Genomic DNA, 24952 nt, shown 5'->3' on the forward strand with positions numbered 1-24952 from the left:
TCCAACTTCATTTAACTACGCTTAACTTCGGGTGGCGGCTTCCCGCTGCTAACCTGAAGTGATCAATCGTCGTCAGTTAAAGGAACCCATCATGTCTTACTCCCCAATAGTGCAACAACATATCGAAGGCTGGAATAACGCGCCGATCGCCTTCGGTCCGCTGGTGCGCGGCGAGCCCGGGTCGTGGCCCGAGGCGCGGCAAAATTATCTGAAGGCGCTCGCCGTCCATCCAACGCCCGACGGCGTGACCATCGAGGAAATCGACATGGGCGGCATCCCCGCCACGGTGGTGGCGCCGGAGGTGGTGCAGGACGGCCGCATCCTGTTGTATCTGCACGGCGGCGGCTACGTCGTCGGCAGCCCGGCCGGCTATCACGGCCTGGCCGGGCATTATGCGAAGCTACTGCGCGCCAAGGTCTACATGCCGGATTACCGCCTGGCGCCCGAACACCCCTTCCCCGCCGCCATCGACGATAGCCTGGCGTCCTACCAATGGCTGCTGGACCAGGGCTATCCGGCCGAGCGCATCGCCTTCTCCGGCGATTCCGCCGGCGGCGCGATGGTGGTGACGGTGATGGTGGCGGCGCGCGACGCCGGCCTGCCGCTGCCGGTGGCTGGCGTCGCGCTGTCGCCATGGACCAACCTGGAACACACCGGCTCCTCGATGCTGACCCGCGACGGCGTCGATCCCACCGTGACGCTGGAAGGCCTGAACCTGCTGGCCAAGGCCTTCCTCAACGAGGCGTTGAAAAACGACCCGGACGCCTCGCCGGTGTTCGCCGACGTGCGCGGCCTGCCGCCGATCCTGATCCACATCGGCGAACGCGAAGTGATGCTGAGCGATGCGATGCGGCTGGCGGTGCATCTTGCCGAAAACCGCGTGCGCGTGTCGCTGGACGTGTGGCCGGACATGTCTCATGTGTGGCACATGTTCGCCGCCGTGCCGCCAGAAGGGATGCAGGCCTTGAAGGATGCCGCGTACTTCCTGGAGCGCGAGTGGCGCAATAGCTGATTTGCGCTACAGGGCCCGGGCCAGCAGCGTTCTGGCCTTCAGCAGATCGGCGGTGCCGAAGCCTTCGCTGAACCGGTCATGCACGGAGGCCAGGAAGCGCAGGCCTTCCTCCTCCTCGCCCCGGCGTATCTTCAACTCCGCCAGGTTGATCGCGATGCGCAGTTCCCACGCCAACGCGTTCTGTTGCTGCGCCACTTGCAGCGCCTGATGATAGGCTTCGATCGCGGCGTCGGTGTTGTCCGCTTCCAGCAGCTCGCCCTTGATGCGCAACAGCTCCGGCACGCACCAGCGCTCCTCGCCGGACGCGCACAAGGCCAGCGCGCCGCGTATCAGCCGCAAGCCTTCGCGCCGCCGGCCCTGGGTGCCCAGCGCGGCCGCCAGCCCGCCGCTGTGGCAGGTCAGGCGCAGACGATAGCCGCCGGCCTGTAATTTATCGACCGCCTCGTGCAACTGCGGGATGGCTTCGACGTCGCCGCGCCGCACTTTGAGCGTCCCGTGCATGCAGCGCGCCAGGGTCGCCCACAGCGGCAGCGTGTGGGTCGTCAGCAGCTGCGACAGCTCGTCGGTCAGGCTTTGCGCGCCGGCGTCGTCGCCGACGAAGATCATGATGGGGAAGCCGGCGGTGGCGATGGCGTTCATCAGCGACGCCGTATGCCCGACCTCGCGCGCTTCCTGCAATGCGGTGCGCACGGTCTGTATCGCCTGGTCCGCATAGCCTTCCAGCCACAGCGCGTTCGCCAGCATGCCCAGCGCGGCGGAGCGTTGGTCGAGCTGGAAGCGCGCCATGCTGGAACGACGGGCATCCGACACATAGTGGCTCAGCATGTCCTCCAGACATTGCCGCGCCGAGCTTTGGTGTCCCGAGAAATGCAGCGCGGTGCCGATCAGGCGCTCCATGCCGATCACCGCCATGTGGTCGCTGGTTTGCGTGGCCAGCGCGCCGAAGCGCTCGGACAGTTCGTGCACCGTCTGGAACTCGCCCAGGTAGCTGCGATAAGTGGCCAGGCCCCACAGCGCCATCAGCTGGTATTCGCTGTCCTGCTGCTGCTCCGCCAGTTCCAGCACGCGCGTCCAGGCGGCGTTGGTCGCGGGCAGCGGACCGCTGGCGTAGAGCGTGGCGGCACCCAGCGCGGCGCGCAGCTTCATTTCCTCACGGGGCGTGGGGCCTTCGCCAGGGCCGGCGCCGCTCAAAGCGCGCTCGATGCACTGGCGTGCCTCCTCCAACAGCGATTGCTCCATCCACAGCGGAATCGCGGCGACCGTCAGCGCGATGCCCAGCGTGGCGTCGCCGGCGGGCGAGAACGCCCACGCCAGCGCCGAGCGGACATCGTCCAGACAACTGCCGTCGCAGGACAGCCAATCAATGCCCGAGCGGGCTTTCCATTCGGCGGTCCCAAGCTCCAATACCGTGCGGTGATGTTCGAGATGGCGGCGGCGCATGGCATCCATCTCGCCGCGTGCTTCCAGTTTCTCCTGGGCGTAGGCCTTGGTCGTGTCGAGCAGGCGGTAACTGACGTAAGGGCCGCTGACGTCCGCCGACAGCAGCGACTTGTCCACTAGGTTGGCGATGCCTTCGACCACGGCCGCCGCATCGGTGCCCGCTTCGGCGACAACGCCCACCGCCGCGTCCAGCGTGAACGCGCCGGCGAAGACGGAAAAGGAGCACAACAACTTCTGCTCCACCGGCGGCAAATAGTCATAGCTCCAGTCCAGCGCCTGTTCCAGCGTGCGATGCCGCGCGGACGCCGTGCGCAGGCCGCGCTTCAGCAAACGGAAACGCTCGTCCAGCTGCGCCGCCAGTTCGCGCGCGCCAAAGGCGTCGACGCGGGTCGCGGCCAATTCGATCGCGAGCGGAATGCCATCCAGGCGGCAGCAGATCTCCACCACGGCCGGCGCATCGGCGTCGGTGAGCTGATAGCTGTCCTGCGCCTCCGACGCGCGCTGCACGAACAACTGCACCGCCGGGTATTGCAGCGCGTTGGCCGCGCTGATGTGGGCACCGATGGGAAACGCCAGCGACACCAGCCGATGCACATACTCGCCCGCCGAGCGCAGCGGCTCGCGGCTGGTGACCAGCACCTGCACGCCCGCCGCGCCTTCGATGATGCGGCCGATCAGGACGGCCACCTCGTCGATCACATGCTCGCAGCTGTCCAGCACCAGCAACAGGTGCCGCGGCTGCAGTTTGGCGATCAATGATTGCAGTCCGTCGTGGGAATTGATTTCCAGCCCAAGGGCCGAGGTGATGGCGCCGATCACGAACTGCCCATCGGACAGCGTGCTCAGATCCACGAAGCAGGCTTCGATGCCGTTGCGGCTGATGTAAGCTTCGGCCACCGGCAGCATCACGGTGGACTTGCCGATGCCGCCGGGACCGACGATGCTGACCAGCCGGTGCTGGTTTATCGCGCGCAGCAGGATCTCGATCGCCTCGCCACGGCCGATGGCGCGGGTCGCGGGCGCGGGCAGGTTGCTCATGCGCGGCGACGGCGGCGGCGCCGGTCCCTCCGACGGCGCCGCGATGCGGGTGACGCTGACCGGCGCGACGAAGCGGTAGCCGCGACCGCTGAAGGTGGCGATGTAGCGCGCTTCGCGCCCGCCCTCGCCCAGCGCGCGGCGCAGCGCCGCGACGTGGACCTTGAGATTGCTTTCCTCGACCACGAGCGCGGGCCAGACGCCGGCGATCAGTTCCTGCTTGGTGACCACCTCGCCGCTGCGCTCCAGCAGCATGGCAAGGATGTCCAGCGTGCGCCCGCCCAGCCGCAGCGGTTTGCCTTCGCGCAGCAGCAGCTGTTGACCGGGAATGAAGTGAAAACCGTCAAAGGAATATTCCCGGTCTTCGGCGATGACCGGTGCTTCCCCACGCTTGCCCATGGAATCGCTCATCGACTCGTACCTGGTAATAGTCTACCAAGTATAGAACAAATGCAAAGGAGGGAAAGCGGCCGGCGTTGAACAACCGGCCGCAGCCAACATCAGGCGGTGACGACGTTCAGCGCCACGTCGATATTGCCTTTGGTGGCCTTGGAGTAAGGGCACATCGCATCGGCGCCATGGGCGATCGCGGTGGCGACTTCACGGTCGACGCCGGGCACGATCAGGTTCAGCCGCGCCTGGATGAAGTAGGCGTTGCCGCCCATACCCAGGTCGACTTCGATTTCGACGGCGGTGTCGGCCGGCAGCGTCACCTTCATCTGCTTGGCGACGATGCCGACGGCGGCGCTGTAGCAGGCCGACCAGGCGCCGGCGAACAGCTGCTCGGCGGTCGGGTGGGCGTCGACGGATTCGAACGCATAGTCGCGGCCGGCGCTGTTGCCCGGCGTGCTCAGCTTCAGGTTCAGCAGGCCTTCGTGGTTGCCGGAGAAGATGGCCGAGTCGGCACCGGTGGTGCGGGTTTTGCCGGTGGCGAGTACTTGTTGGATTTTGCTCATGATGGTTTCCTTTGAATAGAGTTTGAATTCGCATGCGCTTTCATCGCATGCGAGTTTAATTAGTTGGTTACGACGCTCAACACCACGTCGATATTGCCTTTGGTGGCCTTGGAGTAAGGGCACATCGCATCGGCACCGTGGGCGATCGCGGTGGCGACGTCAGGGGCGATTCCGGGCACGATCAGATTCAGACGGGCTTGAATGAAGTACGCGCCGCCACCCACTCCCAAGTCTACTTCGATTTCGACGGCGGTGTCGGCCGGCAGCGTGACGTTCATCTGCTTGGCGACGATGCCGACGGCGCCGCTGTAGCAGGCCGACCAGGCGCCGGCGAACAGCTGCTCGGCGGTGGGATGGGCCTCGACCGCTTCGAACACATACGAACGGGCGCTGGCGTTGCCCGGCGCGCTCAGCGCGATATTCAGCTTGCCCTCGTGGTTGCCGGAGAAGATGGCCGAGTCGGCGCCGGTGGTGCGGGTTTTGCCGGTGAGGAGGACTTGGGTGATGTTGCTCATGATTTCGCTTCCTTAGATTGCGGTTTATTTACATCTCATGCGACTTGTTCGCATCCGATGTGTCTAGTATAGCGACCTCGCTGAGGATGTCAAGCGCATTCGATTGCATCGTATGCGATATATATTTCAGTAGTGAATTACATGCTTACCTTGGTGATTTTCGCAATTGCAGAGCCGGCGCGATGATCCGAAAATGGGCCACTATAAAAATGGAGACCCCCATGACCGATCCCGTCCGCGCCGCCGCCCTGCTCGCCCTGACCACCACCCTGGCCGCATCCGGCGCCTGGGCCGACAGCATCGCCGTCACATCGCCCGACGGCCGCAACGTGGTCAGCATCGACAGCGAACAGCTGACCTATGCCGTCAGCCGCGACGGCACGACCATCATCGAAGCGTCGCCGCTTGGCCTGAAGCTGGACGGCGCCAGCATCGGCGCCGGCGCCAGGCTGACCGGCCACGCCGAGAGCGTGGTCAAGGACCGCTACGACATCGTGGTCGGCAAGGCCCGCAGCGCGCCCGATCATTACCGCCAGTCGGACCTCGCCTTCGCCGCCGCCGGCAAGCCGCTGAACTTCCACCTGCTGGTGCGCGCCTACGACAACGGCGTTGCCTTCCGCTACACGGTGCCGGAGCAGGCCGGGGTCGACGTCATCAAGGTCAAGAGCGAACTCACCCAGTTCAACTTCGCCGCCGACTACGACTGCTGGGGCGCCAACATGGGCCGCTTCGACACCAGCTTCGAGGCCGAGTACGACCCGACCAAGGCGTCCAGGATCCGCAACTTCCACAACTACATGGCGCCGCTGGTGTGCAAGACCGGCAGCGGGCAAACCACCTTCGCCATCGCCGAGTCGGACGTCAAGGACTACCCGGGCTTCTTCCTGTCCGGACGCGGCGACGCCGGCCTGGGCGTGATGGTGACGCTGCCGCCGCGCTTCGACAACGACCGCGATTTCCGCTTCCGCAAATCGATCTCCGCCAGCGTGCCGATGAAGGGCCAGGGGTTCCAGACGCCGTGGCGGGTGGTGATGCTGGGCGACGCGCCGGGCGACCTGACCGCGTCCTCGCTGATCCCGACCCTGGCCGCGCCGTCGCGCATCAAGGACACCAGCTGGATCAAGCCGTCCAAGACGTCGTGGGACTGGTGGAACGACTGGGCCGTCGAGGTGCCGAATGCCGGCGTCAACACCGCCACCTACAAGGCCTTCATCGACTTCTCGAAGCAGATGAAGCTGGACGACATCCTGATCGACGAAGGCTGGTCGGTCGGCAGCGATGTCGAACCGAACGCGCAGGCCGACGTCACCAAGGGCAAGCCGGAGATGGACATGCCGGCGCTGCTGCAGTACGCCAAGTCGCAAGGCGTGGGCGTGTGGCTCTGGCTACAGTGGCAGCAGCTGGACCGGCAGATGGACGCGGCCTTCGCGCAGTACGAAGCCTGGGGCGTCAAAGGCGTCAAGGTCGACTTCATGAACCGCAACGACCAGGAGATGGTCGACTGGTACCACAAGGTGCTGGAGAAGGCGGCCGCGCACCACCTGATGGTCGACCTGCACGGCGCCTATCCGCCGAATGGCCTGAACCGCACCTGGCCGAACTACATCACGCAGGAAGGCGTGCTCGGGGCGGAGAACAACAAGTGGAGCGCGCGCATCACCGCCACGCACAACGTGACGCTGCCGTTCACCCGCATGATCCTCGGGCCGATGGACTACACGCCGGGCGGGTTCCGCAACGTCAGCCCGGCCAGCTTCAAATCGCGCAACCACGAGCCGATGGTGATGACCACGCGCGGCCAGGCGGTCGCCATGTACGTGGTCTACGACAGCCCGTTCCAGATGGTGTCCGACGCGCCGGCGGCGTACAAGAACGCCGACGGCGCGGAGTTCGTGCAGGCCGTGCCGACGTCGTGGGACGAGACCCGGATCCTGGCCGGCGACATCGGCCAGTACATCGTCTCCGCGCGCCGCAAGGGCGACACCTGGTATATCGGCGCGATGACCAATGAGGAAGGCCGCACGCTGACGGTGCCGCTGTCCTTCCTCGGCAAGGGCGCCTACACCGCGCGCACGCTGCAGGACGGCGCCGACGCCACCCGCCTGGTCGCCGGCGACAGCAAGGTCTCGGCGACGCAAAGCCTGACCCTGAAGCTGGCGCCGTCCGGCGGCGCGGTGGCGGTGATCAAATAAAATTGGGGTCAAGTCTGACATTCGTACACGAGCCCAGCCGTAGCGAAAGCTACGGCTGGGCTCGTGTACGAATGTCAGACTTGACCCCGTGGCCAGGCGCCGATCTGGTTCAGCATGCCGAACCAGTCCTCCAGGTGCCAGGTATGGCTGACGCGGTCCGCCGTCAGCGTGTGGAATTCGTGGATGGCGATCGCGATCGGCTTGCCGGTCGGCGCGATGCCGAAGAATTCGCCCAAGTGCGTGCCGGTGATCTGCGCCCGCACCGCCGCCTTGCCGTCGCGGCCGAAAATGTCCTGGACCGTGATCTTCACGTCCGGGAAGGCGGCGCCGAACATGGCGATGATGGGCTTCATGCCAGCCCGGCCGGGCTGTTGGCCCGGTCCGAGCGGGATGTCCTGCCAATCCTCGACCAGTGCCTGGTCCAGCAAATCCGGATTCTGTTCATTGAACGCGCGGTACAAGGTTTCGATGGCCAGTTGCTGGGCGGCGGTGAGTCCGTTGTTCATAAAGGGCTTTCTGCGTAAGTGAATGACCCAGCCACTTTAGCGGCCGCCACCTACGCAAGTCCAATCGATAATGGATATGCAGTATTATCCATGCCATGGATTTACATGGCATAGACCTCAACCTGCTGGTCGCCTTCGACGCCTTGATCTGCGAGCGCAACGTGACGCGCGCCGGGGTGCGCATCGGCCGCACCCAGCCCGCGATGAGCGCGGCGCTGGCGCGTCTGCGCCTGCTGCTGAAGGACGAGTTGTTCGTGCGCAGCGCCGCCGGCCTGCAGCCGACCCCGCGCGCGCTGGAACTGGCGGCGCCGCTGGCCAAGGCCCTGGCCAGCATCCAGCGCACGCTGGACTTCACGCAGGATTTCGATCCGGCCCGCTCGACGGTGCGCTTCACGCTCGGGCTGTCGGAACATCCGGCCTTCGTCCTGCTGCCGCAGTTACTGGCACGATTGGCGAAACAGGCGCCGGGCGTGACGCTGAAGGTCAGATCGTTCATCGCCCGCGAGGATGCGGTGTCGCTGCTCGATGCCGGAGAGGTCGATGTGGCGGTGGGCGTTCCCGGCGGCGTCACGCCGCGTATCCCGACCATGCCGCTGTTCGAGGAACACTTTGTCTGCGTGGCGCGCAAGGCGCATCCGCTGGCGCAAAAGAAAATGACGCTGGAGCGATTTTTATCGTGCCAGCATTTGCTGGTGTCGCCCGAGGGCGACGGCGTCGGACTGGTCGACATCAAGCTTGCGCACCTGGGCCGCAAGCGCGAGATCGCCATCGCTTTGCCGCAGATGTATGCCGCGCCGGGCGTGGTCGCGCACAGCGAGCTGCTGGCGACGATGATGCAGGGAGCGGTGCGCGCCAGCGGCATGCGCGGCGCGCTGGCGGTGATGCCGCTGCCGCCGGAGATCGACCTTGCGCCGGTGCTGTTCGTACTGCATTGGCACCGGCGCAATGACGGTCATCCGGCCCAGCGCTGGCTGCGGGAGCAGATAGCGCTGGTGGGACAGGGACTGGCTTAGGCTAGCCTCACGCAGACTCCGCCATCGCCGTCTCCTTCAGCGCCTGCAAACCATCGGCGTAAATACCATGGAACAGCTGGACCACTTCCGCGTCGCCGACGCCGACCGGCGTGAAGCTGCCGGACCATTCAACCACGGCAGCGTCCTCGCCGTCCGGCTTGACGCGCAGCGTCGCCAGGTAATCCTTGGCCGGGAACGGCGCCTTCAGGATCGAGTAGCTGTAGAAGCGCTCCTTGTCGTTGAAGGCTTCCAGCCGTTCGACGATCGCCTCGCCGGCGGGATTGGCCAGGGTGCGGATGCGTCCACCCTCGCTCAATTCGCTGGAGGGAATGTAGGGCAGCCAGTCCGGCAGCGAATTGAAGCCGCCGATCAGTTGCCACACCCGCGCCGCCGAAACGGGAATCGTGATGCTTGCAATGGTGCTGGCCATGACTTACTCCTTTTTGGCGTCGATAGGCAGCGGCGCATCGGGCGCCACCAGTTTCTGTTCGCGCATCTCCTGCCAGAAGGCGGCGGGAATGGTCTCGTTCAGCGCGGCGTGATCTTCCAGGATGCGTTCCGGACGGCTGGCGCCTGGAATCACCGACGCCACCGCCGGATTGGCCAGCGAGAACTGCAACGCGGCCGCCTTGACGCTGATGTTGTGACGCTGGGCGATGGCCTTGATGCGCTCCACCTTGGCGACGATCTCCGGCGATGCCTTCTGATATTCGAAGTGCGCGCCGCCGGCCAGGATGCCCGAGCTATATGGGCCACCGACGACGATGTCGACATTCTGCCTGGCGGCGGTCGGCATCAGGCGTTGCAAGGCGCGTTCGTGGTCGAGCAACGTATAGCGGCCGGCCAGCAGCATGGCGTCGGGCTTAGGCGCGTCCAGCTCCAGCAGCAGTTCCACCGGCTCGACGCGGTTCACGCCCAGGCCCCAGCCGAGGATCACGCCTTCGTCGCGCAGGCGGTCCAGCACGCGGAAGGCGCCGGTGCGGGCGGATTCGAAACGCGCCAGCCATTCATCGCCGTAGAAATCCTGCGCCACGTCGTGCACCCAGACGATGTCCAGGCGATCGGTCTTCAGGCGTTTCAGGCTGTCCTCGATCGAACGCAGCGTGGCGTCGGCGCTGTAGTCGTTGACGATCTTGTTCTTGCGGCCGAATTCGAACACGCCGCCTTTTTCGCCCAGATCGCGCGCCGACGGGTCTTCCAGCTCGTCGAGAATCACGCGGCCGACCTTGGTGGCCAACACATACTCGTCGCGCTTGCGGCGGGCCAGCGCTTCGCCGAGGCGGATCTCGGCCAGGCCGGCGCCGTAGAACGGGGCGGTGTCGAAGAAGCGGATGCCTTGGTCCCACGCCGCATCCACGGTGGCCAGCGCTTCGGCCTCCGGAATGTCGCGGAACATATTACCCAGCGGCGCGGTGCCGAAACCCAGTTTGCCTTGCAGTTTTTGACGGATACTCATCTTGATTCCTTTAAGTGATGAAGAAAGTGAAGCAAGTTTAGATTGACGCGATAAGACTGTCCAAGACATAATTTGCACATCTTAAGTCCTTTTGAGTCTGACATGCTGGATATCCGCCAACTTCAATACTTCGTCGCCGTGGCCGAGGAGGAGCACGTGGGGCGCGCCGCCGAGCGGCTGCACATCTCGCAATCGCCACTGAGCCGGCAGATCGCCCAGCTGGAGGAAAAGCTGGGACTCACGCTGTTTGAACGCAGCCAGCAGCGCATCCGCCTGACGCGCGACGGCCGTACCTTCCTCGCCGAGACCCAGGCCTTCCTGATGCACGCCAAGCGGCTGGAGGCGATGGCCAAGCGCTTGGGACGCGGCGACGACGGCGGCCTGTGCGTCGGCTACGTCGAACATGCGATGCACGCCGGGGTGCTGCCGGCCGGCCTGCGCACGCTGCGCGCCGCGCGGCCGGCGGTGCATGTGGCGCTTTACAGCCTGCACACGTCGGAGCAGCTGGAGGGCCTGCGCCAGCGCAGCCTGGATATCGCGCTGGTGTGCGAACCGCCGCCGGCCGACGATCCCGATCTGGAGGCGGCGCGGGTGCTCAGCGATCCATTGATACTGGCGCTGCCGGAGGCGCATCCGCTGTGCGCGCTGGAAGAGATCACGCCCGCCGATCTGTCGGGGCAGGACTGGATCGCGGTGCGCCACCAGGAGACTGGTCTTGCGCACGATAATTTCATGGCCGCCTGCGCGCGCGCCGGCTTCACGCCGAAGATCCAGATGGAGGCCAGCGAGCCGATCACCGCGCTCGGCCTGGTGGCGGCGGGCCTCGGCGTGGCGATGGTGCAGCAAGGCTTGCGGCATCAGGCGCCGCCGGGCGTGGTGCTGCGCGAGCTGCCGTGGTTCACCTATCGCACGCCGTTGTGGGCGGCCTGGCATCGCATCAACCTGCGGCCGCTGGTGTCCACCTTCCGCGAGACCCTGCTGGAGCTGGCGACACCGCAATAGCGCCTGTGCTACGGTGCGGCTTTTCAACCGCATGGAGCATCGATGACCGATCACCTGACATCCAGCCCGCGCCGCATCGCCTGCGCGCTCATGATCGCGGCGGCGCTCGCCGCGTGCTCGCGCGCACCGTCCGAGACGCCGTCCGGCGCCGGCAAAACGCCGGCGACCCCGGTTGCGGCGTCCGCCGAGACGCCGGCCGCCGCCGCACCGGCCAGCACCGCGCCGACGCTGTCGACCCAAGGCTACGGCAAGCTGCACTTCGGCGACACGCTGGCCGCGACCGAGACCGCGCTGGGCGAAAAAGCCCAGCAACTCGGCGAGAACGATCCCGCCTGCAGCTCGGTGCGATTCAAGTCGCTGCCCGGCGCCCGCTTCATGGTCGAGAAAGGCGTGATCACCCGCGCCGACGCCGACACCGGCACGCCCAACGACACCGGCATCGCCGTCGGCGACACGCTGGCCCAGGCGCGGCAGAAAGCGCCGTCGCTGCAAGTCTCGCCGCACAAGTATCTGCCCGAAGGCCACTACCTCAGCGTGCGCGGCGCGCAGCCCAACGCCGCCTTCGTGATCGAGGAAGACGGCAAGGCCGTCACCAAAATCCGCGCCGGCCTGGAACCATCCGTCAACTACGTGGAGGTTTGCCTGTAGATTCGGCTACACTGTCGGTCATATCTTTCGTCCCGCACCCTATGCCCGAAAAGAACCTGCCCGAACTGATCACCCTGAAACGTCTGATCGACGAAGGCGGGCGGCATCTGGAAGTCGAGACTTCCTGCACGGTGGCCATGGACGGCCGCCAGTTCCCGGTCTACTCCATCGCGCTCGGCAATCCAAGTCCCGACGTGCCGGCGCTCGGCTTCTTCGGCGGCATCCACGGACTGGAACGCATCGGCACCCAGGTGGTGCTGTCGTTCCTGGAAAGCCTGATGGCGCGGCTGCGCTGGGACAGCACGCTGCACCAGCAACTGGAATCGATGCGGCTGGTGTTCATGCCGCTGGTGAACCCGGGCGGCATGTGGCAAGCCACGCGCTGCAATCCGCAAGGCGTGGACCTGATGCGCAACGCGCCGCTGAGCGCCGTCGAGAAAGTGCCCTTCATGCTGGGCGGCCAGCGCTACAGCCATCACCTGCCGTGGTATCGCGGCGCCGAGGGCGCGCCGATGGAACCGGAAAGCCGCGCCGTCTGCGGCCTGGTCGAACGCGAACTGCTGACGCGCCAATTCAGCATGGCGCTCGACTGCCACTCCGGCTTCGGCCTGCGCGACCGCGTCTGGTTCCCGCATGCGCACACCGCCGCGCCGATCCCGCACCTGGCCGACATCGGCGCGCTGGAAGAGCTGTTCAGCCAGAGCTACCCGAACCACAATTACGTCTTCGAACCGCAGAGCCGCCAATACCGCACGCACGGCGACCTGTGGGACTACCTGTACTTGAACGGCACCAGCTACAACGACCGCGTGTTCCTGCCGTTGACGCTGGAGATGGGCTCGTGGCTGTGGGTGAAGAAGAACCCGCGCCAGATCTTCGACCGCATCGCGATGTTCAACCCGACCGCCAAGCACCGCCTGCAACGGGTGCTGCGGCGGCACCTGATCCTGTTCGACTTCCTGATGCGCGCGGCGAATAGCCACGGGCGCTGGATGCCCGAAGGGCTGGCGCGCAAGGTGCAGCATCGCCGCGCGCTGCGTCAGTGGTACGACGCATGAGCACCTGGATCCTGCTGCGCGGCTTGATGCGCGAACAGCGCCATTGGGGACGCTTCCCCGGCGAGCTGTCGCGCGCACTGCCGGATGCCGACATCGTCACGCCCGACCTGCCCGGCAACGGCGAGCGCCACGCCATGCACAGTCCGACCAGCGTCGCGGAGATGGTGGAGTTCTGCCGCCGCGATCTGCAAGCGCGCGGCGTGGCGGCGCCCTATTCGCTGCTGGCGCTGTCGCTGGGCGGCATGGTCGCGGTGGAATGGGCCAGCCGCTATCCGGATGAAGTGGCGCGCTGTGTGCTGATCAACACCAGCATGCGGCCGTACAGCCGTTTCCACCAGCGGCTGCGCTGGCAGAACTATCCGTCCATACTGAAGTTGCTGCTCAAAGGCGGCCTGGAACACCAGGAACGCCTGATTCTGCGCCTGACCAGCCGCGAAAGCGACGCCACCGAACGCGCCGGGCTGCTGCAGCGCTGGATCGGCTACCAGCGCGAATATCCGGTCACGCGTCAGAACGCGCTGCGCCAGCTGCTGTCCGCCGCCCGCTTCCGCGCGCCGCCGGCGCGGCCGGCCGTGCCGATGCTGGTGTTGTCGAGCGCCGGCGACCAACTGGTCGACCAGCGCTGCTCCGCCAACCTCGCCCGCGCATGGCAGGCCGCGCACCGGATCCATCCGACGGCGGGCCACGACCTGCCGCTGGACGACGGCGCCTGGGTCGCGCAGGAAGTCGCGAAATGGATGGCCGCCGGCAAAGCCGGGTAAAATATCGGCCCTATGAATACCAACACTGCCGCGATACAGTGCCGCCCGGGCTGCGGCGCCTGCTGCACGGCCCCCTCCATCACCAGCCCCATTCCCGGTATGCCGAACGGTAAGCCGGCCGGGGTACGCTGCGTCCAGCTGGCGGACGACAACCGCTGCAAGGTGTTCGGCCGCCCCGAACGGCCGGCCTTCTGCGGCGGCCTGCAACCGGCCGCCGACATGTGCGGCAACTCGCGCGAAGCCGCGATGATCTGGCTCGCCGACCTCGAACGCGCGACCGCGCCGCACTAAGCGCCCTCAGCGCCCCTCAGCGCAGCATCACCAGATGCGCCAGCATCTTCATCAACTCCGCTGAAAATTTCGGCGCCAGCGGCGCCTTCGCTTGCGCCGCGCTGTCGCGAGGGCAAGTTTCTTTAGGTACAGGTATGGTGGGGTGGGACATGGCGACCTCCGTCAAAAAAGCTTGCGCATGGCGTTTTACCAGTGCATGGGGTATATTCTCCGCCTGACTCGAATTGTTATCAAACGAGTTATTTTCGCTCGATGAATAAGAAAATCTTAGCCATGGACAAACCGCTACGTTCCCTTTCCGGCCTGGTCGACTTCGATTGCGCGGCGCGCTGGGGCAGTTTCAAACAGGCCGCGCAGGAGCTGCACAAGACGCCGGCGGCGGTCAGCCTTCAGGTCAAGCAGCTGGAGGAGGCGCTCGGCTTCGAGCTGTTCGTGCGCCATCCGCGCCATATCGCGCTGACCGACAAGGGCCAGGAACTGGCGGTGACCGTCAACCGCATGCTGCTCGACCTGCGCACCAAGGTCGCGGCGCTGCAAGGCGGCGACGAGGAAAAAACCCTGCGCATCTCGACCACGCATTCGCTGGCGATCAAGTGGCTGGTGCCGCGCATCAGCCGCTTCACCAAGCTGTATCCGGAACTCGATATCCGCATCGATTCCAGCGACAAGATCATGAGCATGGAGGATGGCAGCGTCGATGTGGCGCTGCGCTTCTATAACGTCGACAACGGCGAGGGCGGCGTGCTGTTTCGCGACCGGCTGGTCGCGGTCTACAGCCCGGCGTTGCTGGCGCCCGGCCAGACCGAGTTGACGCTGGCGGACCTGCAACGCTTTCCTCTGCTGTTCGACAACGCCAGCGACGACTGGATCAAGCTGCTGAAGGAGAACGGTGTATTGAAGGGGAATTACGACCTGTCGCGCAGCTACACCAACTTCGCGGTGCTGGCGCAGGCGGCGATCGCGGGACAGGGCGTGAGCCTGATCTCGTATGCGGTCGCCTACGAGGATATACGCAGCGGCGCGCTGCTGCAGCTGAAGTGCCGCAGCGCGCCCTACCCGCGCGGCTACCGGCTGATGGTCGCGCGCGGCAAGGAGGAAATGAGCAAGGTGAAGCGCTTCCGCGCCTGGCTGGTCGAGGAAACCGCCGAGATGCAGCGCGCGCTCGACCAGGCCTGACTTCTTAACGCACGAGGCAAGGACGCTTGGCGTCGAAGCTCCAGCCCGGGATCAGGAACTGCATCGCCATCGCGTCATTGCGCGCGCCGAGGCCCATGCCCAGGTAGCGCTGGTGCGCCGCCTCGACTTCGACCATGTCCAGCTCCACGCCCAGGCCCGGACGGGTCGGCACGTCCACCAAACCGCCGACGATCTGCAACGGCTCCTTGGTCAGACGCTGACCGTCCTGCCAGATCCAGTGCGTATCGATCGCGGTGATCTTGCCCGGCGCGGCGGCGGCGACGTGGGTGAACATCGCCAGCGATACGTCGAAGTGGTTGTTCGAATGCGAGCCCCAGGTCAGTCCCCACTCATGGCACAACTGCGCCACGCGCACCGATCCCTGCATGGTCCAGAAGTGCGGATCGGCCAGCGGAATATCCACCGATTGCAGCTGGATCGCGTGACCCAGTTCGCGCCAGTCGGTGGCGACCATATTGGTGGCGGTCGGCAGGCCGGTGGCACGGCGGAACTCCGCCATCACCTCGCGGCCCGAGTAGCCGTTCTCCGCGCCGCATGGATCTTCGGCATACGCCAGCACGTCGCCCTTGTCGCGGCACAGACGAATCGCATCCTTCAGCAGCCAGCCGCCGTTCGGATCGAGCGTCACGCGCGCGTCCGGGAAGCGTTCGGCCAGCGCGGTGACGGCTTCGATTTCCTCTTCGCCGCGCAGCACGCCGCCCTTCAGCTTGAAGTCCTTGAAGCCGTAGCGCTCATACGCCGCCTCGGCCAGCGCGACCACGCCCTTGGCGTCCATCGCCTTTTCGTGACGCAGGCGCGCCCACGCATCGGCGCCTTCCGGATCGCTGTCGTAAGGCAGGTCGGTGACGTTGCGGTCGCCGATGAAGAACAGGTAGCCCAGCATCGGCACCTGCGCGCGTTGCTGGCCGTCGCCCAGCAGTGCCGCCAGCGGCACGCCGAGATACTGGCCCAGCAAATCCAGCAGCGCGCACTCGATAGCGGTAACAGCGTGGATCGCGATGCGCAGGTCGAAGGTTTGCAGGCCACGCCCGCCGCTATCGCGGTCGGCGAAGGCGGCGCGCACCTTGTTCAGCACCGCGTTGTACTGGCCGACCGGCTGGCCGACGATCAGCGATTCGGCATCCTCCAGTGTCTTGCGGATCGCTTCGCCGCCGGGCACTTCGCCCACGCCCTGGTTGCCGGCGCTGTCGGTCAGGATCAGCAGGTTACGGGTGAAGTAAGGCGCGTGCGCGCCGCTCAGGTTGAGCAGCATGCTGTCCCGTCCCGCGACGGGAATGACGCGCATGGCGGTGACGAGTGGCGTTGTAGTGGCTTGGTTCATGATGTGCTTATTTGAGTGTGTACGTGGTTTCAAGGCGGATGTCATCCGAAGCGCTGCCGACCATCAGCTTGAATTCGCCGGCCTCCGCGCCCCACTTCAATTTGCTGTTGAAGAACGACAGCAGCTCGCGGTCCACGGTGAAGCTGACGCGGCGCTGTTCGCCCGGTTTCAGCGCGATCTTCTGGAAGCCCTTCAGCTCCTTCAGCGGCCGCACCACCGACGACACCATGTCGCGCAGGTAGAGCTGGACGATCTCGGTGCCCGCGACCTTGCCGGTGTTGGCGATGTCGAAGGACAGCTGGTCGCCGTTGAGGGTGATGCCGGAGTATTTGAAGTCGGTATAGCTCAAGCCGTGGCCGAAGGCATAGCGCGGCGTGTTGACCGAATCGATGTAGGCCGATTTGTAGACGACGTTCTTCTCGTCGGTGACCGGACGGCCGGTGTTGTACTGCGCGTACGAGATCGGAATCTGGCCGACGCTGCGCGGGAAGGTGATCGGCAGTTTGCCCGACGGATTGTATTCGCCGAACAGCACATTGGCGACGGCGTTGCCGCCTTCGCTGCCTGGGAACCACGCGTACAGGATCGCGTCGGCGCGGTCGGCGATGGTGTTGAACACCAGCGGACGGCCGGCCAGCATCACCACCGCCACCGGCTTGCCGGTCGCCTTCAGCGCGGCGAACAATTCCTCCTGCCTGCCCGGCAGCGAGATATCGGTGCGCGACTTGGCTTCGCCGCTCAAGTCCCAGGTCTCGCCGACAGCCAGCACGATGACGTCCGCTTTCGCCGCAGCGGCCACCGCGTCGGCGAAGCCTTCGCTGCTCGCGCATGGACTGGCGCAGGCCTGCGCGTAGCTGACCTCCGCCTTGCCGGCGTGGCTGCGGATGCCTTCCAGGATGCTGACCACCTTGGCGCGGTCGCCCTGCACCACCCAGCCGCCTTCCAGATCGCGCTGCGCGTCGGCCAGCGGGCCGATGACGGCGATGCGCTTCGCTTCGCGCGACAACGGCAGCAGCTTGTTCTCGTTCTTCAGCAGCACCATCGACTTCTGCGCCACATCCAGCGCGGCGGCGCGGTGCGACGGATCGTTCAGCACCGCCTTCTCGCGCGCGGCGTCGGCGTAGCGGTAGGGATCGTCGAACAGGCCGAGCTCGAATTTCTTGTACAGGATGCGGCGCACGGCGTCGTCCAGCGTCGCCATCTTCACCTTGCCGGATTTGACCGCTTCCTCCAGGTGCTTGCTATAGGCGTAGCCCTCCATGTCCATATCGCTGCCGGCGTTGATCGCCTTGACGGCGGCGTCGGCCAGGTCGGCGGCATAACCATGCGGCACCATCTCGCGCACCGAACCCCAGTCGCTGACGACGAAGCCCTTGTACTTCCAGGCGCCCTTCAGGATATCGCGTTGCAGGAAGGCGTTGCCGGTGGCCGGGATGCCGTTCAGCGTATTGAAGGAGTTCATGAAGGTCGCGGCGCCGGCGTCGGCGGCGGCCTTGAACGGCGGCAGGTAGACTTCGAACAGCTGCTGCTCGCTCATGTCGACCGCGTTGTAGTCGCGGCCCGCCACCGCCGCGCCGTAGGCGGCGAAGTGCTTGGCGGTGGCCATCACGGAATCGGTGGCGCCCAGCTGCTTGCCCTGGAAGCCGTGCACGCGCGCGGTGGCGATCTTCGAACCGAGGTAGGTGTCCTCGCCGGCGCCCTCCATCACGCGGCCCCAGCGCGGATCGCGCGCCACGTCGACCATCGGTGCGAAGGTCCAGTGAATGCCGGCGGCGGCGGCCTCGCGCGCGGCGATGTGCGCCGACAGCTCGATCGCCTCCATGTCCCATGACGCCGATTCGCCCAGCGGCACCGGGAACACGGTGCGGAAGCCGTGGATCACGTCAAGGCTGAACAGCAGCGGGATCTTCAGGCGCGATTGCAGCGCCAGCGCCTGGATCTCGCGCGTGTCGGCGACGCCGGTCACGTTCAGCATCGAGCCGACCTTGCCGCTGCGGATATCGGCCAGCTTGTCGGCGTAGTTGCTGCTGGTCGGGCCGGTGAACTGGCGGCCGGACAGTTGATGCAGCTGGCCGACCTTCTCGGTCACCGTCATCTGCTTCATCAGCGCGGCGACCTTGCGTTCGATCTGCGCGTCCTGCGCATGCCCGATCATGACGGTAGCGGTACCAATTGCGGCCGCCAGGGCGCGAAGTTTGAATTGTCTGGTCATGGTTATTTATATTGCTGCTGTTTTTGATCGTAATAGGACTTCAGCGTATAGAAGGCCTGTTTCTTCTTGCCGGTCTCGCTGATCAGCCCCTTGCGGTTCCAGTAATCCTGGTAGACCGGATGCGGACGGCGCGGCGAACGGAAGTCGGCCAACACCCACGGCGTCAGGCCGCGCAGGCCGGGAATCGCCTCCAGCATCTTGAAGGTATTCTTGTACAGCTGATCCTGATACTCCTCGCTCCAGCGGGTATCGCTGTCGGCGTGGAAGCCGCCCAGCGCATCGGCGCCGAACTCGGTGACGATGACCGGCTTATTGTAATCGACCTTGAACGAGTAATTGTTCATCTCGCGGTTGTTGGTCCAGTACCAGCCGGCGTATTGGTTGAAACTGGCCAGGTCGATCTTGTCGGCCAAAGGATCCTCGACCGTGATCACGCTGCCGCTGCGATGCACTTCCAGCGCGGCGCCGACCAGGCGGGTCTTGTCCAGCGTGCGCACGGTGTCGGCCAGCTTGCCCATGAAGACGTTGCGCGGGCCGCTGACCGGCGTTTCGTTCCCGATCGACCAGATGATGACGCTGGCGCGGTTCTTGTCGCGCACCACCAGGTCCGTCAGCTGCTGGCTGGCGTTGGCGTAGACTTCCGGCTTCTCCCACGAGATGGTCCAGTACACCGGCACCTCGGCCCAGACCAGGATGCCCATTTCATCGGCCAGCTTGATCATCTCCTCGCTGTGCGGATAGTGCGCCAGACGGACGTAGTTGCAGTTCATCTCCTTGGCCCATTGCAGCATCATGCGCATGTCGCCCTCGCCGCGCAGGCGGCCCGGGATCAGCGGGTTCTCGTCATGCAGCGAGATCCCGCGCAGGAAGATCGACTTCCCGTTCAACAGGATGTCGTGGCCGCGCGTTTCGATGGTGCGCAGGCCGATGCGGTCATTCAGCTTGTCGGTCGCACCGGCGATGGCGACGTTGTACAGCTTCGGATCTTCCGGCGACCAGTAGCGGACCTTATTCTTCGGCAGCGCGATGCTGATCGCGGCGCGGCCTTCGGCGTTGGTGCGCACCACGGTCTTGACGCCCAGTTCCGCGATCGAGATCGTCACGTCCTGCGCGCGCTGGGCGCCGGTCATCTGCACATAGCCCTCGATGCGGCCCATGTCGCCCTTGGCCAGTTGCACCTGATAGTCGGCGATGTAGGTGTCCGGCGTTTCGGCCAGCAGCACGTCGCGGGTGATGCCGCCGTAGTTCCACCAGTCGGTGTTCACCGTCGGGATGTCGTCCTGGTGGCGCGTGTTGTCGGCCTTGACCACGACGCTGTTCTGTCCATTCAGCAGACGGCCGGTGACCTCGAACTGGAACGGCGTGAAGCCGCCCTTGTGGCTGCCGAGCTTCTTGCCGTTCAGGTAGACGTGCGCTTCGTAATTGACCGCGCCGAAGTACAGGAAGTAGCGCTTGCCCTCCTTGGGCGCGGAGTTGAACTGCTGGCGCATCCACAGCGTGCCTTCATAGTTTTCCAGCTTGGCGTTCTGCGAATTCCAGTCGCCCGGAATGGCCAGCGTCGGCGAACCGTCGAAGCTGTACTCGATCAGTTCATCCTTGTCCTTCTGCTTTCGGTCGTCGAAGAAGCCGCCGGTGCCGTTGCCGGTCTGGTCGAAGGCCTGGCGGCGGTAGTTGTAGAAGCCTGTCTCGTACGGATCGGTGATGTAGTTCCAGCGGCCGTCCAGCAGCAGGTGCTGGCGGCCGTAGATGTTCTGCAGCGTCGGCGGTTGCTTGGCCAGTTCGGCGCGCGTGCCGCCGCCCTTCACGGTGTTGGCCTGGCCGGGCGCCTGGTCGTCCTGCGCCCACGCCGCAACGGCCGCCGACAGGCAGCCTGATAACAACAGCATCTTCCATACATTACGCATTGTGTCTCCTACGGTTCTTCTTGTTTAACTGCTGAATTTACCTTCGTAACCGGGCGGCGTCGCATCGATGTGCAGCGTCAGGCGCAGCGGCAGCCGTTCCAGCACTGGCGCCAGATACGCCTTCGCCGCAGCCAGCAACTCGTCGCCGACCGCCTTGATCAATTCATCGCTGCGGCCAGGCGTGACGCGCATGTTCATGTAGACGAATGGCCTTCCCTGTTCGCCGTCGGCCACCGCGTACTGCGCGGCCGGATAGGCCAGCACGCGGGTGCCGTACAACGGGAACACCAGCGTGCCGTTGCCGTCCTTCATAGTCACCAGCGTGTGCGACAGTACCTTGCAAAACTCGCCGATGTCGGCGTGGGCGTCCAGGTTGGCGGTGTATTCGATCTTCAAGTGCGGCATACCAAAATCCTTAGTGATACTTGACGGTCCATTTGATCGTCAGTGGGTCTTTCATCGTCAGCTTGCCGGTGCTGCAGGTGACCAGCGACTTCATGGCGCCGTAGGTAGCCATGAAATCCTTGGAACCGTTGGTCGGCGTGACCTGGCACTGCTGCAGGCCGCTGACGCCGTATTCGTTCACATCGCCCTTGGCGAAGGTGACCGTGTTGCCGCTTATAGTAGCCTGTTCCGAGAAGGATGCGAATTCCAGCGTGATCTTTTCCACTTCCTGCGCGCCCACCGGCTTGTAGACATCGGTGCGGGTCAGCTGGCCGTGTTCAAGCGTGTAGGTGGTTTCCAGCTTGATGCGCGCGTCCTTGACCGGTCCGCGCTTGCCCAGGCGGTCCAGTTCATCCTGGCGATAGGTGACGGTATAGCGCTGGCCGTCCTTGACGGTCTTGATGTCCTTGATCCAGGCCGCGCCGATGAGCTGCGCGCCATCGGCCATGGTGAACTTCGGCAGCAGTTGCGGATGCGCGCCGCCGTCGTCGGCGATGCCGGCGATGATGCCCGGCGCGAAAGGCAGCGGGTAGTAAGGACTGTTGTTATGCTGGCTGCCGCCGCCGTTGATCATGTTCAGGCTGACCACGTGCTTGCCGTCGCGGAAAATCGACAGCGCGCGGTCGTACTCGCCCTGCGCGAAGGTGGTGCTGCTGAATTGCGGACGATTCTTGTCCAGCCACGCCTGCAGGTCCGCCTTCGGCTGCGCATCCTTCATGCCGGCCTGGTTCCACATGTCGTTGGTGGAGATCAGCTGGTGCAGCAGCGAGAAGTTCTCACCCAGGATGCGGTGCTTGCCGCGATAGGTGTCGGTGCGGCGTCCCTTGCTCCACATGTCGACCGAGTGCATCGCCGGGTCGTACCAGAAGTCCATGTAGCGGGCCGCGACGCGCGAGGAGAAGGCATAGGCATACTGCTTCTCTTCCGGTGTCAGCACGTTCAGGTAGGCGGAGACCGACAGGATCTCGACCAGCGCGGTTTCGCCGTAAGGTCCGAGGCTGCGGCCGAAGCTGAAGCCGTCGCCGGCGGTGTTGGCGACGTTCAGCGCGATGTCGGCAGCCTTGCGCAGCAGGGTTTTCAGCTCCGGCGTCGGTTGCAGGCCGGTTTCCAGGAAGCGCTCGCAGATCTCGGCGATCAGCAGGATGCTGTAACGGTCGAAGCGACCCTCGCCGTCGGTCTCGTCGGAGAAGCCGAACTTGCCGGAGTATTTGTTGTAATGCGTGAGCATTTTATCGAGCAGGATCTTGCCTGCGCTGTCGTCTTCCCAACCCATCATCATACGCAGACGCGCGATGCTGAAGGCGACGCCGTAGTAATTAGTCGGCAAGTTGATCAGATCATAGGCCGGCACCGTGACGAAGCTGCGCCAGTCCAGCTGCTTGCGCAGCTTCTCCAGCGTGGCCGGGCTGACCGCGCGCTCCAGCAGGCCGGCTTCCTTCAGCTTGACCAGGGTGCCGATGTAGTAATAGATGCCCCAGGTGTGGTTGTCCATGGCGACCGTCATGTCGGCGATGTCGCGGTAGTCCTTGAGCTTCTGCGCCAAAGCCGGATCGTTCTTGTCGGTGTTGAGCAGCACGTGGCCCAGGCCCGCCGCCACTTTACCGGGCAGGAATTTGTCGTTGCTTTTGAACGGCGCCTGGCCGTCCATGACGATGGCCTCCTTTTCCGCGACCAGCTTCTTGAAGAAGTAGTCCAGCTGCTTGTACGCGTTGTCCTGCACGATGCGGTTCATCGGCGTGGTGGCCAGCGGCGGCACATAGCTGGCCGGCGATGGCAGTTCGGCGGTTTGAGCGAAGACGGCGGAAGCGGAAGCGACGGCCAGCAGCACGGCCAGCGCGACGGGAGTAAGACGGGAGGAAATCATGGGTCGTGGGTCTCTATATTGAATTATTTTGGAAAACGTTTAACCGATGGTATGTGATTTTTTATGGCGAGTAAAGCCCGCCGCGAAAAAAATGGGTTCGCCCCCAAGACGTTGGGGTCAGACCCCGCAGGGGTCTGACCCCGGTTGGCCGTGCGGGGCAAAGCGAGCGACTCGACTGCCCCCCCGAAGCAAGCGCCGGCATCCTCCTGGCCGCACTACCCCTGGTTGCGGTTGGCGGTGGAGCTGCGCAGCACCAGCTGCGGTTCGACCATGCTGAACGCCGCCGCCGGCTTGCCTTCGATCTGCGCGATCAGCTGTTCGACGGCGGCGGCGCCCAGGCGCTCGCTTTGCAGGTCGACGGTGGTCAACGGCGGCGAGGCATAGTTGGTGAAGGCGATGTTGTCGAAGCCCGCCACCGAGATATCGGCCGGCACGCGGAAGCCCAGTATCTGCGCCGCCTTCATGAAGCCGAGCGCCATCAAGTCGTTGTAGCAGATCAGCGCATCGGGATGGTCCACGCCCAGCATCACCGACGAACACACCCGCTCCCCTTCCTGCGCCGACGGCGCGCCGCCGTCGTACACGCTCAGCGGAATATCGTGCGCCGCCAGGCACTCGCGGATCCCGGCCAGCCGCTCCTCGTCGCGGCGCGACTTGGAAAAACCGAGATAGGCGATCTTGCGGTGGCCCAGCGTCACCAGGTGTCGCGTCAGCATATAGGCCCCGCGATGGTCGTCGCCCGCCACGCAAGGAATGTCCTGCTGCGCCAGCCGGCCGAAGAACACCAGCGGCTTGCCGAGCTCCGTCATCCAGCCCATCTCCGACTCCGGAATCCGCGAATTGACGATCAAACCGTCGACGCGCCGGCTCAACGCCTCCAGCAGCGGACGTTCGCGGTCCGGGTTTTCCTCGGTGTCGACCAGCAGCAGCGTGTAGCCGTGCGCCTGCGCCGCGCGGTTGGCGCCCTTGACCACGCTGGCGAAATGCGGGTTGCTGACGTCCAGCACCGAGACCCCGATGCTCTGCGTGCGGCCGGTGATCATCGACTGCGCCAGCGGATTGGTGCGGTAGCCCAGTTCCGCGATCACCCTGCCGATGGCCGCCTCCACCGCCGGCGAAAAGCGTTGCGCGCCGTTGACGAATTTGGATACCGTCGCGGTGGACACGCCTGCGGCGGCGGCCACGTCGCGGATGGTGGGGATGGGTTTTTTCATGAAGCGATTGACCTTGGAAATATTTTCGCTATACTTGCGATTAAACGTTTAACCACAATACCTTCTCAACCCTATAAAAGCAACCCATGACCACTATCACCAGCGCCAAACCCTTCAAACGCATCCTGTTGACCGGAGCCGGCGGCGGCCTTGGCACCATCCTGCGCGAGCGCGCCAAGGCATGGGCCGACGTGGTGCGACTGAACGACGTCAAGGATCTGGGTCCGGCGGGCGAAGGCGAGGAAATCGTTATCGGCGACCTGGGCGACCGCGACAAGGTCATGCAGATGATGGAAGGCGTGGACGCGGTGCTGCACTTCGGCGGCATCTCGGTCGAGGACCAGTTCGAGACCATCATGAACGCCAACATCCTCGGCCTGCACCACCTGTACGAGGCGATCCAGAAGCACGGCGTCAAGCGCGTGATTTACGCCAGCTCCAGCCACGTGGTCGGCTTTTACGAGACCACCGAACTGGTGGACGCGAAAATGCCGCTGCGCCCGGACGGCTTCTACGGCGTCTCGAAAGCCTTCGGCGAAGCGCTGTCGCGCTACTACTACGACCGCTTCGGCACCGAGACCGTGTGCCTGCGCATCGGCTCCTCGTTCCCGGAGCCGAAGAACCCGCGCATGATGGTCACCTACCTGGCCTACGACGACCTGGTGGAATTGATCCGCTGCTCGCTGTTCACGCCGCGCGTCGGCCACACCATCACCTTCGGCACCTCGGACAACGCCACCAAGTGGTGGGACAACAAGCACGCCTCGCACCTGGGCTATGTGCCGAAGCACAGCTCCAGCGACTTCGCCGCCAACTTCCCGAACAGCGCCGACTACCCGGCCAAGGACGACGCGCCGACCATCTACCAGGGAGGCCCGTTCGTCACCGCAGGACCGATGTACAAATAAACT

At 65.0% G+C, this 24952-nt stretch carries 23 protein-coding genes; 10 read left to right on the plus strand and 13 right to left on the minus strand.

Annotated elements, in window-relative coordinates; all coding sequences use genetic code 11:
- The first annotated feature begins 91 nt into the window (after positions 1-91).
- Positions 92-1012 carry an alpha/beta hydrolase gene (locus GW587_RS21835; RefSeq protein ID WP_166106715.1) on the plus strand — a complete coding sequence of 307 codons (921 nt, stop codon included), beginning with the start codon at positions 92-94 and terminating at the stop codon, positions 1010-1012.
- A 6-nt stretch (positions 1013-1018) separates the two neighbouring features.
- On the opposite strand, the gene GW587_RS21840 is transcribed toward GW587_RS21835, so the two are convergent.
- The 3 genes from GW587_RS21840 to GW587_RS21850 form a co-directional block, all read right to left on the minus strand.
- A complete protein-coding gene (locus GW587_RS21840) occupies positions 1019-3898 on the minus strand; it encodes an ATP-binding protein (RefSeq protein WP_166106716.1) in 2880 nt (959 codons plus the stop codon).
- Between the two features lie 89 nt (positions 3899-3987).
- On the minus strand, positions 3988-4443 hold the full coding sequence (locus tag GW587_RS21845; protein WP_166106717.1) for an Ohr family peroxiredoxin: 456 nt from the start codon (positions 4441-4443) through the stop codon (positions 3988-3990).
- Positions 4444-4502: 59 nt separating this feature from the next.
- Positions 4503-4958: an Ohr family peroxiredoxin gene (locus tag GW587_RS21850; protein WP_166106718.1), complete on the minus strand. Its 456-nt coding sequence runs from the start codon at positions 4956-4958 to the stop codon at positions 4503-4505.
- A 221-nt stretch (positions 4959-5179) separates the two neighbouring features.
- Between GW587_RS21850 and GW587_RS21855 the strand changes: the two genes are divergently transcribed.
- A complete protein-coding gene (locus GW587_RS21855) occupies positions 5180-7150 on the plus strand; it encodes a glycoside hydrolase family 97 protein (RefSeq protein WP_166106719.1) in 1971 nt (656 codons plus the stop codon).
- A 74-nt stretch (positions 7151-7224) separates the two neighbouring features.
- Here the strand turns inward: GW587_RS21855 and GW587_RS21860 are convergent, their stop codons facing one another.
- A complete protein-coding gene (locus tag GW587_RS21860; protein WP_166106720.1) occupies positions 7225-7656 on the minus strand; it encodes an ester cyclase in 432 nt (143 codons plus the stop codon).
- 95 nt (positions 7657-7751) lie between these two features.
- Here GW587_RS21860 and GW587_RS21865 point away from each other — a divergent pair, with 95 nt between their 5' ends.
- Positions 7752-8669, plus strand: coding sequence for a LysR family transcriptional regulator (locus GW587_RS21865; protein WP_166106721.1), 918 nt, complete (start codon positions 7752-7754; stop codon positions 8667-8669).
- A gap of 7 nt (positions 8670-8676) precedes the next feature.
- Here the strand turns inward: GW587_RS21865 and GW587_RS21870 are convergent, their stop codons facing one another.
- Together GW587_RS21870 and GW587_RS21875 are read right to left on the minus strand one after the other, a co-directional pair.
- Positions 8677-9099: an SRPBCC family protein gene (locus tag GW587_RS21870; protein WP_166106722.1), complete on the minus strand. Its 423-nt coding sequence runs from the start codon at positions 9097-9099 to the stop codon at positions 8677-8679.
- A gap of 3 nt (positions 9100-9102) precedes the next feature.
- Positions 9103-10125 (minus strand): aldo/keto reductase, encoded by a 1023-nt coding sequence (locus GW587_RS21875; RefSeq protein ID WP_207393597.1) that lies wholly within the window; start codon positions 10123-10125, stop codon positions 9103-9105.
- Between the two features lie 102 nt (positions 10126-10227).
- On the opposite strand from GW587_RS21875, the gene GW587_RS21880 reads away from it, so the two are divergent.
- From GW587_RS21880 to GW587_RS21900, 5 genes are read left to right on the plus strand one after another with little or no spacing between them, the layout of a single operon-like run.
- Complete coding sequence (locus GW587_RS21880) at positions 10228-11127, plus strand: LysR family transcriptional regulator (protein ID WP_166106723.1); 900 nt, start codon at positions 10228-10230, stop codon at positions 11125-11127.
- Between the two features lie 42 nt (positions 11128-11169).
- Positions 11170-11775: a hypothetical protein gene (locus tag GW587_RS21885; protein WP_166106724.1), complete on the plus strand. Its 606-nt coding sequence runs from the start codon at positions 11170-11172 to the stop codon at positions 11773-11775.
- 41 nt (positions 11776-11816) lie between these two features.
- Positions 11817-12833 carry a M14 family zinc carboxypeptidase gene (locus tag GW587_RS21890; RefSeq protein ID WP_166106725.1) on the plus strand — a complete coding sequence of 339 codons (1017 nt, stop codon included), beginning with the start codon at positions 11817-11819 and terminating at the stop codon, positions 12831-12833.
- Entirely contained in the window at positions 12830-13594 is a 765-nt protein-coding gene (locus GW587_RS21895) for an alpha/beta fold hydrolase (protein ID WP_166106726.1), read from the plus strand. Before GW587_RS21890 ends, GW587_RS21895 begins: the two co-directional genes overlap by 4 nt.
- A gap of 12 nt (positions 13595-13606) precedes the next feature.
- Positions 13607-13885 carry a YkgJ family cysteine cluster protein gene (locus GW587_RS21900; RefSeq protein ID WP_166106727.1) on the plus strand — a complete coding sequence of 93 codons (279 nt, stop codon included), beginning with the start codon at positions 13607-13609 and terminating at the stop codon, positions 13883-13885.
- Positions 13886-13901: 16 nt separating this feature from the next.
- On the opposite strand, the gene GW587_RS31685 is transcribed toward GW587_RS21900, so the two are convergent.
- Positions 13902-14036, minus strand: a complete 135-nt coding sequence (locus GW587_RS31685) for a hypothetical protein (protein WP_267878125.1) — start codon at positions 14034-14036, stop codon at positions 13902-13904.
- Positions 14037-14158: 122 nt separating this feature from the next.
- On the opposite strand from GW587_RS31685, the gene GW587_RS21905 reads away from it, so the two are divergent.
- The gene (locus GW587_RS21905) at positions 14159-15061 is read left to right on the plus strand and encodes a LysR substrate-binding domain-containing protein (protein ID WP_166106728.1); all 903 of its coding nucleotides are present in this window, start codon (positions 14159-14161) and stop codon (positions 15059-15061) included.
- A gap of 4 nt (positions 15062-15065) precedes the next feature.
- Here GW587_RS21905 and gudD read toward each other — a convergent pair whose 3' ends face one another.
- From gudD to GW587_RS21935, 6 genes are all read right to left on the minus strand, one after another.
- Positions 15066-16403 carry a glucarate dehydratase gene (gene gudD / locus GW587_RS21910; RefSeq protein WP_166106729.1) on the minus strand — a complete coding sequence of 446 codons (1338 nt, stop codon included), beginning with the start codon at positions 16401-16403 and terminating at the stop codon, positions 15066-15068.
- 7 nt (positions 16404-16410) lie between these two features.
- Positions 16411-18615, minus strand: coding sequence for a glycoside hydrolase family 3 N-terminal domain-containing protein (locus GW587_RS21915; protein WP_166106730.1), 2205 nt, complete (start codon positions 18613-18615; stop codon positions 16411-16413).
- 2 nt (positions 18616-18617) lie between these two features.
- Positions 18618-20519, minus strand: a complete 1902-nt coding sequence (locus GW587_RS21920) for a glycoside hydrolase family 2 protein (RefSeq protein WP_166106731.1) — start codon at positions 20517-20519, stop codon at positions 18618-18620.
- 24 nt (positions 20520-20543) lie between these two features.
- Positions 20544-20924, minus strand: coding sequence for a 5-carboxymethyl-2-hydroxymuconate Delta-isomerase (locus GW587_RS21925; protein WP_166106732.1), 381 nt, complete (start codon positions 20922-20924; stop codon positions 20544-20546).
- Between the two features lie 10 nt (positions 20925-20934).
- The gene (locus tag GW587_RS21930) at positions 20935-22827 is read right to left on the minus strand and encodes a hypothetical protein (RefSeq protein ID WP_166106733.1); all 1893 of its coding nucleotides are present in this window, start codon (positions 22825-22827) and stop codon (positions 20935-20937) included.
- 215 nt (positions 22828-23042) lie between these two features.
- Positions 23043-24041: a LacI family DNA-binding transcriptional regulator gene (locus GW587_RS21935; protein WP_166106734.1), complete on the minus strand. Its 999-nt coding sequence runs from the start codon at positions 24039-24041 to the stop codon at positions 23043-23045.
- Between the two features lie 86 nt (positions 24042-24127).
- Here GW587_RS21935 and GW587_RS21940 point away from each other — a divergent pair, with 86 nt between their 5' ends.
- Entirely contained in the window at positions 24128-24949 is an 822-nt protein-coding gene (locus tag GW587_RS21940) for an NAD-dependent epimerase/dehydratase family protein (protein WP_166106735.1), read from the plus strand.
- Positions 24950-24952 lie beyond the last annotated feature (3 nt).

It is taken from the genome of Duganella aceris (genome assembly GCF_011090165.1).
Classification (GTDB): Bacteria; Pseudomonadota; Gammaproteobacteria; order Burkholderiales; family Burkholderiaceae_D; genus Rugamonas; species Rugamonas aceris.

Coding starts and splice junctions, on each gene's coding strand:
- GW587_RS21915 (WP_166106730.1), bottom strand. CDS start 18,615: ATGACCAGACAATTCAAACTTCGCGCCCTGGCGGCCGCAATTGGTACC.
- GW587_RS21885 (WP_166106724.1), top strand. CDS start 11,170: ATGACCGATCACCTGACATCCAGCCCGCGCCGCATCGCCTGCGCGCTC.
- GW587_RS21940 (WP_166106735.1), top strand. CDS start 24,128: ATGACCACTATCACCAGCGCCAAACCCTTCAAACGCATCCTGTTGACC.
- GW587_RS21860 (WP_166106720.1), bottom strand. CDS start 7,656: ATGAACAACGGACTCACCGCCGCCCAGCAACTGGCCATCGAAACCTTG.
- GW587_RS21880 (WP_166106723.1), top strand. CDS start 10,228: ATGCTGGATATCCGCCAACTTCAATACTTCGTCGCCGTGGCCGAGGAG.
- GW587_RS21855 (WP_166106719.1), top strand. CDS start 5,180: ATGACCGATCCCGTCCGCGCCGCCGCCCTGCTCGCCCTGACCACCACC.
- GW587_RS21845 (WP_166106717.1), bottom strand. CDS start 4,443: ATGAGCAAAATCCAACAAGTACTCGCCACCGGCAAAACCCGCACCACC.
- GW587_RS21875 (WP_207393597.1), bottom strand. CDS start 10,125: ATGAGTATCCGTCAAAAACTGCAAGGCAAACTGGGTTTCGGCACCGCG.
- GW587_RS21850 (WP_166106718.1), bottom strand. CDS start 4,958: ATGAGCAACATCACCCAAGTCCTCCTCACCGGCAAAACCCGCACCACC.
- GW587_RS21900 (WP_166106727.1), top strand. CDS start 13,607: ATGAATACCAACACTGCCGCGATACAGTGCCGCCCGGGCTGCGGCGCC.
- GW587_RS21840 (WP_166106716.1), bottom strand. CDS start 3,898: ATGAGCGATTCCATGGGCAAGCGTGGGGAAGCACCGGTCATCGCCGAA.
- GW587_RS21905 (WP_166106728.1), top strand. CDS start 14,159: ATGGACAAACCGCTACGTTCCCTTTCCGGCCTGGTCGACTTCGATTGC.
- GW587_RS31685 (WP_267878125.1), bottom strand. CDS start 14,036: ATGTCCCACCCCACCATACCTGTACCTAAAGAAACTTGCCCTCGCGAC.
- GW587_RS21870 (WP_166106722.1), bottom strand. CDS start 9,099: ATGGCCAGCACCATTGCAAGCATCACGATTCCCGTTTCGGCGGCGCGG.
- GW587_RS21835 (WP_166106715.1), top strand. CDS start 92: ATGTCTTACTCCCCAATAGTGCAACAACATATCGAAGGCTGGAATAAC.
- GW587_RS21925 (WP_166106732.1), bottom strand. CDS start 20,924: ATGCCGCACTTGAAGATCGAATACACCGCCAACCTGGACGCCCACGCC.
- GW587_RS21865 (WP_166106721.1), top strand. CDS start 7,752: ATGGATTTACATGGCATAGACCTCAACCTGCTGGTCGCCTTCGACGCC.
- GW587_RS21935 (WP_166106734.1), bottom strand. CDS start 24,041: ATGAAAAAACCCATCCCCACCATCCGCGACGTGGCCGCCGCCGCAGGC.
- gudD (WP_166106729.1), bottom strand. CDS start 16,403: ATGAACCAAGCCACTACAACGCCACTCGTCACCGCCATGCGCGTCATT.
- GW587_RS21930 (WP_166106733.1), bottom strand. CDS start 22,827: ATGATTTCCTCCCGTCTTACTCCCGTCGCGCTGGCCGTGCTGCTGGCC.
- GW587_RS21890 (WP_166106725.1), top strand. CDS start 11,817: ATGCCCGAAAAGAACCTGCCCGAACTGATCACCCTGAAACGTCTGATC.
- GW587_RS21895 (WP_166106726.1), top strand. CDS start 12,830: ATGAGCACCTGGATCCTGCTGCGCGGCTTGATGCGCGAACAGCGCCAT.
- GW587_RS21920 (WP_166106731.1), bottom strand. CDS start 20,519: ATGCGTAATGTATGGAAGATGCTGTTGTTATCAGGCTGCCTGTCGGCG.